The sequence below is a fragment of the Pseudomonas sp. GD03944 genome (assembly GCF_029839275.1).
Classification (GTDB): Bacteria; Pseudomonadota; Gammaproteobacteria; order Pseudomonadales; family Pseudomonadaceae; genus Aquipseudomonas.
The window spans coordinates 245489-255502 of the sequence record NZ_JAOCAH010000008.1; the positions used below are offsets into that span (position 1 = coordinate 245489).

Sequence of the window (10014 nt, forward strand, 5' to 3'; positions counted from 1 at the left end):
ACGCCCCTCTCTGCAGAGGGGCGTTCTTTTATCGGGCAGGCGACTGATCAGCCGTAGCGTTTCTTCGCTTCGATCGCCAGGCCGCTGCCAATGCTGCCGAAGTTGTTGCCTTCCACGTGGCGCGCGTTCGGCAGCATGGCCGCCACGCTTTGGCGCAGGGCCGGGATGCTGCTGGAGCCGCCGGTGAAGAACACCGTGTCGACCTGTTCCACGCCGACGCCCGCCTCACTCAGCAACTGACTGACGCTGGCGCGAATGCGCGTCAGCAGCGGATCGATGGCGCTGTCGAACAGCTCGCGGGTCAGCTCGGCGACCAGGCCGGGCTCGACGCGCGCGAGATCAATGGGGCGGCTGTCCTGCTCGGTCAGGTCGATCTTGCTTTCTTCCACCTGCATCGCCAGCCAGTGCCCGGCTCGCTGTTCGATCAGCTTGAACAGGCGATCGATGCCAGTCGGGTCGACGATGTCGTAGCGCATGTTCTGCAGCGCCAGCTGGGACTTCTGCGCATACACCGCGTTGATGGTGTGCCAGGTCGCCAGGTTCAGGTGGTAGCTGGTCGGCATCAGCGCGTCGCTCTTCATCCGGCTGCCGTAGCCGAACAGCGGCATCACACCGTGCAGGCTGAGCTGCTTGTCGAAGTCGGTGCCGCCGATGTGCACGCCACCGGTGGCGAGGATATCGCTGTGGCGGTCGGCCACGGTGCGGCGCTCCGGCGACAGGCGGACCAGCGAGAAGTCGGACGTACCGCCACCGATGTCGACGATCAGCACCAGTTCCTCGCGCTCGATGCCCGACTCGTAGTCGAAGGCGGCGGCGATCGGTTCGTACTGGAACGACACGTCCTTGAAGCCCAGCTTGTGGGCCACCGCGACCAGGGTGTTCTCGGCTTCCTGGTCCGCCACCGGGTCGTCGTCGACGAAGAACACCGGGCGGCCCAGCACCACTTCGTCGAAGCTGCGCTCTGCGGCGGCTTCGGCGCGCTTTTTCAGCTCGCCGATGAAGAAGCCGAGCAGGTCCTTGAAGGGCAGCGCGCTGCCGAGCACGGTGGTTTCGCTTTTCAGCAGCTTGGAACCGAGCAGGCTCTTGAGCGAGCGCATCAGGCGCCCTTCGTAGCCTTCGAGGTATTCGTGCAGGGCCAGGCGGCCGTAGACCGGGCGGCGCTCTTCCAGGTTGAAGAACACCACCGACGGCAGGGTGATCTTGCCGTCCTCCAGTTCGATCAGGGTGTCGCTGCTGGGACGCAGCCAGCCGACGGTCGAGTTGGAGGTGCCGAAGTCGATGCCGCAGGCGCGGGCGGGAGTGGAGAAAGGCATGCTGCGCGCTGTTCCTGAAAAACGGCCGCGCATTCTATGCGAGTGCGAACAAGAATGCTGCTCCCGGCGGTCTGCCGCCGGGGCACTGTCAGGGCAGTGGCGGGCTGCTTTCTTCGCGCTTGAGCTTCCACTGGCTCCATTCGAAGCCGATCACCACCAGCAGCGACAGGGCGAACGGCAGCAGCAGGTAGAAGCCACGGAAGACGATCAGGGCGGCCAGCACGTCTGAGGCGGGGATTTCCGGCAGCGCGGCCAGGAAGGTCACTTCCAGTACGCCCAGCCCGCCGGGGGCATGGGACAGCAGGGCCAGGGAGAACGACGCCAGGAACACACCCAGCACCACCAGGTAGCCCGGGTTGCTCTCGCTCGGCAGGGCGAAGTAGATGATCGCTGCGGCGCACGCCAGCTCCAGCGGGCCGGCCAGCAACTGCCGGCCGACGATGCCAAGGCGCGGGTATTCGACGTGCAGTTTGCCCCAGGTCCAAGGCTTGAAGTGGCGCCACGAGCCCAGCACGTAGAGGCCGACCAGCAGCAACAGGGCCGAGCCGATGAGGGTGGACAGCAGCGGTGTGACATCCATGACTCGGTGGATCAGGTCGGGCTGCAGCACCAGGACGCAACCGCCGGCCAGGATGGTGCCGAGGGCGAAGGTGAACGAGCAGAAGACGATGAGAATGCCGATCTCATGGGGCGTCAGGCCCTTGGTGCGGTAGGCCCGGTAGCGCACCACCGCGCCGGAGAACACCGAGGCGCCGATGTTGTGGGCCAGGGCGTAGGTGGTGAAGGAGCACAGGGTGATGAAACGCCAGGGAATCTTCTTGCCAAGGTGGGCGATGGCGATGCGGTCGTACCAGGCCAGGGCGCAGTAGGCGCCGAAGGTGGCCAGGGCAGCCATCAGCCAGTTGTGCGTGGAAATCGCCCGCAGGCTGTCGGCGATTTCGTCGAGGGAGATGTTGCGTAACTCGTGGTAGAGCAGGAAGCACGACAGCACCACGGCGCACAGACCGATCAGTGTCCAGATCAGGTCGCTGCGTTTCATGACGGGTTTGGCTCCTGCTCCTGACAACGGTAAATCCTCTCTAGGCCTGTTGAGCGCGCATGCCTGGCAATGCCGAACGGGTGATTCTGCACGGTGATACGGCGTTTTGCCGCATCGCCGGCTGCGAAGTATCCCGGAGGCCAGCGTTGTGCTCAACCTTCTGCATCGCTGGCGGCGTTACCGAGTATGTCGCAATCACGGCCAGTGCAGGGTGATGAAGGCGAGCACTATATAGCGTCCGCTCTTTGCCAGGGTGACGAGGATCAGGAAACGCCACAGTGGTTCACGCATCACGCCCGCCACCAGCGTCAGCGGATCGCCCACCACCGGCAGCCAACTGAGCAGCAGCGACCAGCGCCCGTAGCGGGCATAACCCCGTTGCGCCTGCTGCAGGCGATGCTCGCTGGCCGGGAACCAGCGGGCGTCGCGGTAACGCTCCAGGTAGCGGCCGAGCAGCCAGTTGACCACCGAGCCCATGATGTTACCGACACTGGCCACGAGCAGAAGTGCCCACAGCGCGTGCTGGCCGTTGAGCATCAGCAGCACCAGCAGGGCTTCGGATTGCAGGGGCAGCAGGGTGGCGGCACCGAAGGCCGACAGGAACAACCCCAGGTAGGCGGACAGACTCAGCATGCCGGGGCCTCAGCCCGTGGCGGTGCTCAGGGTTTCTGTTCCTGTTCGGCGTTGGCCATGATCTCTTCCAGCTTCAGACCGGTCAGACCATGAATGGTGCGCCACAGGTAGTAGAAGATCGCCATCAGCATGATCATCGAAGGGATGGCGATCATCGGGTAGCTGAGCAGGGTCATCTGGCCCAGTTCGGCGTTGAAGGCTTCACTCCCGGCGGGGCTGGTGACGATCCACTTGGCCAGCACGTAGTTCATCACCGAGGAAAAGAAGAAGGTGCCGCTGAGCCAGTAGGTGGCCTTCATCAGGCGCGTTTCGAAATGCCGGGTGTTGCCGCCTTCTTCCAGACGCTCGTGGATCTTGTCGACGTTGAGCACCGACTTGTTGAACAGCAGGGTGCGGATCAGCGGGTAGCGGGTGCGGGTCGAGACCAGCACGGCGATGCCGATCAGGCCGGGGATCGCGGCTTCCTTGATGGCCAGCCACTGGTTGTCCAGGTGCAGCAGACCGATGCCGCCGGTGAGGATCACGCTCACCAGGCCGAGCAGGGCGATGAAGTTGAATTTGCGGTACTTGATCAGCTCGAACGCACCCCAGCCCAGGGGGAACGCCAGGGCCAGCAGCAGGGCACCGTCAGCCCCCAGGTTGGCCTCGCCGCTGAGCTTCATCAGGATCAGCGATGGAATCAGGATGCTGATCAGCAGATCGATCATCGGGCGCGGCTTGTGCGTGGCAACGGTGTTGTGCGTGGTGTCGGTCATGTCATTCAGTACGCAGGGAAGAGTGCCGATGATCGCCTGCCTGAGGCCCGGCGGCTAGTCCGACCGTCGGTTGGACTGTGACAAAGTTGTGCCGCCGCACGCGCTGGACAGGGCGCGCAGGCCGCTCTGGCGTCGGGGTCGGCGGTAAATTGGCTTGTTCGTCGTCCTTTCCGGTCGGGATCGCCAATCATCTGATGCTAAAATGATATTGCACAGTTGTAGCGGTCTGCCGGCCGCAGGGGTGTTGTGATGTCGCCATACGTGCTGTTTCGTTGGGGAGCCGGGCTTGTGCTCGGATGCGCCCTGTTGCCCGGTGCCGCCGTGGCGGCCTGTATCGGCCTGGTGCCCGCCAGTGGCCATCCGTTCTGGCTCCAGGTGGAGGCGGGCGCGCGTGAGGCGGCCCGGGAAACCGATGTCGACCTCTATGTGCGCGGCCCCAGTCGGGAAGGCCAGGTGGAAACGCAGCTGCAACTGATCGAAAAGGTCATGGAGCACGGCTGCAAGGCGCTGATCATCGCCCCCAGCGGCCCGGAGATTGGCGACCGCGTAGGGACGCTCAAGGCCGAAGGCGTGCAGACCTTCTACATCGACCGCGATGTCGGCGGCATCGACGTCCAGGCCGTGGTCGCCACCGACAATTACCTGGCCGGGCAGGAGGCCGGGCGCTATCTGGCCCAGGTGCTGGGCGGCCAGGGGCGGGTCGGCGTCATCCGTGTGAGCCCGGCGATCGCCTCGACCAGCGAGCGGCAGCGCGGCTTTCTCCAGGCGGCCAGGGCAGCAGGCTTGAGCGTGGTGTTCGACCAGGCCCTGGGCGAGGACCCCGAAGCCACCTTCAACGCGTTGCGCCAGCAGTTGCCGACGCTGGACGGCCTGTTCACCTCCAATGGCGTCGCGACCCGTGCCACCTATGCGGCGCTGCTGCGCCTGAACGCGACCCACGAGCTGACGCACGTGGGCTTCGACACCAGCCAGCAACTGTTCGACGCGCTCAAGGCCGGCCATATCAGTGCGCTGATGATCCAGCAGGCGTACGCCATGGGCTACCAGAGCGTTCGCCTGGCCCTGCGGGCACTGGCTGGCAAGCGAATCGAACCGCAGCGGCGACAGGTGGAGCTGCAGGCGGTGCTGGTCACCCGGGACAACCTGGAGCGTTCCGACATCAAGGCGTTGCTGGCATTGCCCCTGAGGCCTTGAACAGTTGCGCCATGTCCTGCACAGTCCCATGCCAGGGCCGACGAATGACAAGAGTGAGTGCCTGATGGGCGTGTTGCGACAAAATCCGTGGATCATGCTGTTGATGGTGCTGCTGGCCCCGCAGGCCGTGGCCCAGCTGCAACTGTTCACCGAAGAGGCGCCGCCGATGGCGTTTACCCGGGACGATGAACTGCACGGCATGTCCATCGACATCGTGCGCATGCTGATCGACCGGACGGGGCACGACGCGCAGATTCGCATCCTGCCCTGGACCCGTGCCTATCACTTGGCCCAGCGCGACGCCGACACCGCCATCTTTTCCACGGTCCGCACGCCGGAGCGCGAAGACCGCTTCCAGTGGGTCGGGCCGATTCTCGAAGGCTCTGCCCGGTTCTACTCGCTGAAAGCGCGCAACGTGCAGATCGATACCCTGCAGCAGGCCGCCGCCAGCGGGCCGCTGGCGCTGCCCAAGCAGTGGTACAGCTACGAAGTGCTGAAGACGCAGGGGTTCGACAACCTGTACGGGGTGCCGACCGCCCGGCACATGGTCACCATGCTCAAGCGCGGGCGCGTGCAACTGATCGCCACCGACGACATGACGCTCGATGCGGTGCTGGCCACCGACGACCTGAGCCGGGAGCAGGTGAGGGCGCACCTGCCGTTCATGCAGACCGCGTATTACATCGCCTTTTCCCAGCAGACCGACCCCTCGGTGGTGGAGACCTGGCGACAAACGTTGGCGGAAATGCGCCAGGACGGCAGTTATGAGGCGATAATTCGCCATTGGCTGCCGCAGGCAGGGCCTGCCACGGCCATTCCCTAGAGTTGGCGGGAAATTTGCTGAACGATTGGCTATCCCGGGCCCAGGTGTCCGCAACACGCCGGGGCGCGTCCATTCCCGTATCGCGCCGCCGTGTTCCCGCTCCTCCAGGGTTATAGAGCCGGCCACTATCGATTTATCTGATGTTCTGGAAAACCCTTTATGCCGATCATGCAACGAGCTTCCCACCATGAGTTGCGCAGTGCGTTTCGCGCCCTGCTCGCCTCCGACAACTGCTACCACACGGCCTCGGTGTTCGACCCGATGTCCGCGCGCATCTCGGCCGACCTGGGTTTCGAGGTCGGCATCCTCGGCGGTTCCGTCGCCTCCCTGCAGGTCCTGGCCGCGCCGGACTTCGCCCTGATCACCCTCAGCGAGTTCGTCGAGCAGGCCACCCGCATCGGCCGTGTCAGCCGCCTGCCGGTGATCGCCGACGCCGACCACGGCTACGGCAACGCCCTGAACGTGATGCGCACCGTGGTCGAACTGGAGCGTGCGGGCATCGCCGCGCTGACCATCGAAGACACGCTGCTGCCGGCGCAATTCGGCCGCAAGTCCACCGACCTGATTTCCGTGAGCGAAGGCGTGGGCAAGATCCGCGCGGCCCTGGAGGCGCGTGTCGACCCGGACCTGGCCATCATCGCCCGCACCAACGCCGGCGTGCTCAACGTCGACGAAGTGATTCGCCGTACCAAGGCCTACCAGGCCGCAGGCGCCGACGGCATCTGCATGGTCGGCATCGAGGACTTCGAGCACCTGGAGCAGATCGCCAGCCACCTGAGCGTACCGCTGATGCTGGTGACCTACGGCAACCCGAAACTGCGTGACAACGCCCGCCTGGCCAAGCTCGGCGTGCGCATCGTGGTCAATGGCCATGCCGCCTACTTCGCCGCGATCAAGGCGACCTACGACTGCCTGCGCGAGCAGCGTGGCGTGGACGCCAGCGACCTGAGCGCCTCCGAACTGGCCCACAAGTACACCCTGCCCGAGGAGTACCTGGTGTGGGCCGAAGAATTCATGGACGTCAAGGAATAGCCCGCACCACCGATCACCTGCACTTGTAAAAAACCGCCGAGGCGCTCATATCTGGTAGGCAACGACCGGACAGGAGGGCGTCATGGCAGGTGGTTGGGCAAGTGACGGAGCCGTGCAGGACCAGATCGACAGCAGCATCGAGGACGCCGTCCAGCGTGCTCGTCGCCAGCTGCCGAGCGGTGACAGCCTGCACCATTGCGAAGAATGCGATGCACCCATTCCCGAGGCACGGCGCAAGGCCATTCCCGGGGTGCGTCTGTGCGTGGCCTGCCAGTCGGAGCACGACAAGGAGCAGGCGAAGTTCAGCGGCTACAACCGCCGCGGCAGCAAGGACAGCCAACTGCGCTGAGCACCCGTTTCGCTGCGTCTTCCGGCGCATGCTTCCTTCGCTGATGGCACTCCAGCGCTTCGCTGGGGTCAGACCTCTTGCAAGCCATTGCCGCAAAAGGACCCTGCCCATGACGATTTTCGAAGCCCTGCGACTCAGCCATGACCGCCAGCGCGAACTGTCCGAGCAACTCGTCGCCACCCACGGCGATACCCCCGAGCGCAAGCAACTGTTCGCCGAACTCAAACAGGAGCTGGCGGCGCATTCGGTGGCCGAGGAACGGCATTTCTACATTCCGCTGATGCAGCAGGATGCCGGCGTCGACCTGTCGCGCCATGCCATCGCCGAGCACCACGAAATGGACGAGATGATCGAAGACCTGGAAGACACCGACCCCAGCAGCCCCAGCTGGCTGGCCCAGGCCAAGGCGTTGTCGGAGAAGGTGCACCATCACCTGGAGGAGGAAGAGCAGAAATTCTTCCAGATGGCGGGCAAGCTGCTGAGCGAGACGCAGAAAAAGGCGCTGTCCCGGGATTACCTCAGTACCTTCGACGAGCAGAAGGGCGAAGCCGCCTGAGACGGCGCCCTTATCGCTGTGCGCTGAGCCCGACGGGTCGGGCTCGGCGGATCATTCCAGGATCAGCTGCATGAAGGTCAGGTCGAGCCAGCGGCCGAACTTGCGCCCGACCTGCGGCATCTGCCCGGTGGTGACGAAGCCCAGGCGTTCATGCAGCCGAATCGACGCCTGGTTTTCCGCCTCGATGGCCGCCACCATCACGTGCAGGCCCGCGTGCCTGGCGCGTGCCACGAGCGCCTGCATCAACGCCGGGCCGAGGCCCTGGCCGCGCTGGTCGCTGCGCACGTACACCGAATGCTCCACGGTGTGGCGGAAGCCTTCGATGCTGCGCCAGGTCCCGTAGCTGGCATACCCCAGCACCTCACCCTCCGGCGTACGCGCCACCAGCACCGGAAAGCCGGCGGCCTCGCGGTCGTTCAGCCAGCCCTGGCGGTTGGCCAGGTCGACCTCGGTTTCGTTCCAGATCGCCGTGGTGTTGAGCACGGCATCGTTGTAGATGGCGAGGATGCCGGGCAGGTCGGCAGGGGTGGCGTCGGCGATGGCGTAGGTCATGGTTCGGCTGTCGGTGGGGTGATTGAGTGGGCCGGCCCAGGGGCACGGCCCGGTAGGGCTTACTTGTCGCGGTCTACGGCGAAGGGGCCCCAGGCCTGGCGGCTCGGCATGATTTCCAGGCGGTTGATGTTGATGTGGTCCGGCAGGGTGGCGACGTAGAAAATCTGCTCGGCGATGTCCTCGGCGCTCAGCGGCGTGGTGGTGCTGTACAGCGCGTCGGAGGCAGCCTGGTTGCCCTTGGTGCGGACCAGGGTGAACTCGGTCTCGGCCATGCCCGGGGCGATGTCGGTGACGCGCACGCCGGTGGACACCAGGTCGCAGCGCAGGTTGAAGCTGAACTGTTTGACGAACGCCTTGCTGGCGCCGTACACGTGGCCGCCCGGGTAGGGCCATTCGCCGGCCACCGAGCCGATGTTGATGATGCTGGCGCCCTTGCCGGTTTCCAGCAGCTTGGGCAGCACGGCGTGGGTGACGTTGACCAGGCCGGTGATGTTGGTGTCGATCATGGTGTGCCAATCCTGCAGGGCCACCTTCTGCGCCGCCTCCGGGGCCAGGGCCAGGCCGGCGTTGTTGATCAGCGCGTGGATCTTGTCGAACGGCGCCGGCAGGCCATCGACCAGGGCCTGCACGGCGGTGGCGTCACGCACGTCGAGGGTGGCGATGTACACCGGGACCTTGCCATCGAGCTCGGCCTTGAGTGCTTCCAGGCGTTCCAGGCGACGGCCGCTGAGGACCAGGCCCCAGCCGGCTTCGGCGAAGCGGCGAGCGGTGGCGCGGCCGAAACCGGAGGTGGCACCGGTGATGAAAACTACCTTGGTCATGTTCTGCCTCTTGTCTGTCGTCAGTGAGAATCGCTGAGCCGACGTGGCGTACCACGCAGAGCCGGCTCCCGATCGAGTGCCGAGGTAGGCTCGTCGACGCGGATCATCGTCAGGGCTGGCCGGCGGGTTGTCCCGAGGCGCTCGAGGGCCGATGACGAGCGCCAAGGATAACCGCCCTTGCCGGAGGCGCGTAGATACAGTGACGACCTTTTCCGGGCCGCTAGCGCGGCCCCGCTCGCCTGGTGGCAGTGTTCAAGGGTGGCTCAGATCGCCACCAGCCCGCGCACGCCGTCGGCTTCCATGGTCTCGCCGCGGCCCTGCTGGATGATTTCGCCACGGCTCATCACCAGGTACTGGTCGGCCAGCTCGGCGGCGAAGTCGTAGAACTGCTCCACCAGCAGGATGGCCATGTCGCCGCGGGCGGCGAGTTTCTTGATGACCACGCCGATCTCTTTGATCACCGACGGCTGGATGCCTTCGGTGGGTTCGTCGAGGATCAGCAGGCGCGGCTGGCTGGCCAGGGCGCGGCCGATGGCCAGCTGTTGCTGCTGGCCGCCGGAGAGGTCGCCGCCCCGGCGCTGTTTCATTTCCTGCAGGACCGGGAACAGCTCGTAGATGAAGGGCGGGACCTCCTTGGCCTGGGAGCCGGGGAAGCGCGACAGGCCCATCAGCAGGTTTTCCTCCACCGTCAGGCGGCCGAAGATCTCCCGGCCCTGGGGCACGTAGGCGATGCCGGCGTGCACCCGCTGGTGCGGCTTGTAGCCGGTGATGGCCTGGCCTTCCCACTGCACGGCGCCTTCCTTGGATGGGATCAGGCCCATCAGGCACTTGAGCAGGGTGGTCTTGCCGACGCCGTTGCGGCCGAGCAGGCAGGTGACTTCACCGACCTTCACGTCGAACGACAGCCCTCGCAGGATGTGGCTGCCGCCGTAGTACTGGTGCAGCTG

The 10014-nt window shown here is 65.4% G+C and carries 12 protein-coding genes; 5 read left to right on the forward strand and 7 right to left on the reverse strand.

Translation table 11 applies throughout. The features are described 5' to 3' along the window. Nucleotides 1–47: 47 nt before the first annotated feature. The 4 genes from N5C28_RS14825 to N5C28_RS14840 form a co-directional block, all read right to left on the reverse strand. Entirely contained in the window at nt 48–1313 is a 1266-nt protein-coding gene (locus N5C28_RS14825; protein ID WP_279823411.1) for an Hsp70 family protein, read from the reverse strand. A gap of 88 nt (nt 1314–1401) precedes the next feature. Next, a complete protein-coding gene (locus tag N5C28_RS14830; protein WP_279823414.1) occupies nt 1402–2352 on the reverse strand; it encodes a YbhN family protein in 951 nt (316 codons plus the stop codon). 195 nt (nt 2353–2547) lie between these two features. Next, complete coding sequence (locus N5C28_RS14835; protein WP_279823415.1) at nt 2548–2985, reverse strand: DedA family protein; 438 nt, start codon at nt 2983–2985, stop codon at nt 2548–2550. Between the two features lie 26 nt (nt 2986–3011). Then, nucleotides 3012–3740 carry a VC0807 family protein gene (locus tag N5C28_RS14840; RefSeq protein ID WP_279823416.1) on the reverse strand — a complete coding sequence of 243 codons (729 nt, stop codon included), beginning with the start codon at nt 3738–3740 and terminating at the stop codon, nt 3012–3014. Nucleotides 3741–4028: 288 nt separating this feature from the next. Here N5C28_RS14840 and N5C28_RS14845 point away from each other — a divergent pair, with 288 nt between their 5' ends. The 5 genes from N5C28_RS14845 (at nt 4029) to N5C28_RS14865 (ending at nt 7694) form a co-directional block, all read left to right on the forward strand. After that, nucleotides 4029–4934 carry a substrate-binding domain-containing protein gene (locus tag N5C28_RS14845; RefSeq protein ID WP_279823417.1) on the forward strand — a complete coding sequence of 302 codons (906 nt, stop codon included), beginning with the start codon at nt 4029–4031 and terminating at the stop codon, nt 4932–4934. 64 nt (nt 4935–4998) lie between these two features. Beyond that, nucleotides 4999–5757, forward strand: coding sequence for an ABC transporter substrate-binding protein (locus N5C28_RS14850; RefSeq protein WP_279823419.1), 759 nt, complete (start codon nt 4999–5001; stop codon nt 5755–5757). Between the two features lie 168 nt (nt 5758–5925). Continuing rightward, a complete protein-coding gene (locus N5C28_RS14855; RefSeq protein ID WP_279823438.1) occupies nt 5926–6789 on the forward strand; it encodes an oxaloacetate decarboxylase in 864 nt (287 codons plus the stop codon). Nucleotides 6790–6871: 82 nt separating this feature from the next. Next, nucleotides 6872–7138, forward strand: a complete 267-nt coding sequence (locus N5C28_RS14860; RefSeq protein WP_279823420.1) for a DksA/TraR family C4-type zinc finger protein — start codon at nt 6872–6874, stop codon at nt 7136–7138. Between the two features lie 109 nt (nt 7139–7247). Then, nucleotides 7248–7694 (forward strand): hemerythrin domain-containing protein, encoded by a 447-nt coding sequence (locus N5C28_RS14865; protein WP_279823422.1) that lies wholly within the window; start codon nt 7248–7250, stop codon nt 7692–7694. A 51-nt stretch (nt 7695–7745) separates the two neighbouring features. Here N5C28_RS14865 and N5C28_RS14870 read toward each other — a convergent pair whose 3' ends face one another. The 3 genes from N5C28_RS14870 to urtE form a co-directional block, all read right to left on the reverse strand. After that, nucleotides 7746–8246 carry a GNAT family N-acetyltransferase gene (locus N5C28_RS14870; protein ID WP_279823423.1) on the reverse strand — a complete coding sequence of 167 codons (501 nt, stop codon included), beginning with the start codon at nt 8244–8246 and terminating at the stop codon, nt 7746–7748. A 59-nt stretch (nt 8247–8305) separates the two neighbouring features. Further along, nucleotides 8306–9067, reverse strand: coding sequence for an SDR family NAD(P)-dependent oxidoreductase (locus N5C28_RS14875; RefSeq protein WP_279823424.1), 762 nt, complete (start codon nt 9065–9067; stop codon nt 8306–8308). A gap of 263 nt (nt 9068–9330) precedes the next feature. Next, on the reverse strand, nt 9331–10014 hold a 684-nt coding region (gene urtE / locus N5C28_RS14880), incomplete at its 5' end, for an urea ABC transporter ATP-binding subunit UrtE (protein ID WP_279823425.1).

Bases quoted from the DNA above. Each gene is read 5' to 3' on its own strand.
- N5C28_RS14825 (WP_279823411.1), bottom strand. From the start codon at position 1,313: ATGCCTTTCTCCACTCCCGCCCGCGCCTGCGGCATCGACTTCGGCACC.
- N5C28_RS14830 (WP_279823414.1), bottom strand. From the start codon at position 2,352: ATGAAACGCAGCGACCTGATCTGGACACTGATCGGTCTGTGCGCCGTG.
- N5C28_RS14835 (WP_279823415.1), bottom strand. From the start codon at position 2,985: ATGCTGAGTCTGTCCGCCTACCTGGGGTTGTTCCTGTCGGCCTTCGGT.
- N5C28_RS14840 (WP_279823416.1), bottom strand. From the start codon at position 3,740: ATGACCGACACCACGCACAACACCGTTGCCACGCACAAGCCGCGCCCG.
- N5C28_RS14850 (WP_279823419.1), top strand. From the start codon at position 4,999: ATGGGCGTGTTGCGACAAAATCCGTGGATCATGCTGTTGATGGTGCTG.
- N5C28_RS14855 (WP_279823438.1), top strand. From the start codon at position 5,926: ATGCAACGAGCTTCCCACCATGAGTTGCGCAGTGCGTTTCGCGCCCTG.
- N5C28_RS14860 (WP_279823420.1), top strand. From the start codon at position 6,872: ATGGCAGGTGGTTGGGCAAGTGACGGAGCCGTGCAGGACCAGATCGAC.
- N5C28_RS14865 (WP_279823422.1), top strand. From the start codon at position 7,248: ATGACGATTTTCGAAGCCCTGCGACTCAGCCATGACCGCCAGCGCGAA.
- N5C28_RS14870 (WP_279823423.1), bottom strand. From the start codon at position 8,246: ATGACCTACGCCATCGCCGACGCCACCCCTGCCGACCTGCCCGGCATC.
- N5C28_RS14875 (WP_279823424.1), bottom strand. From the start codon at position 9,067: ATGACCAAGGTAGTTTTCATCACCGGTGCCACCTCCGGTTTCGGCCGC.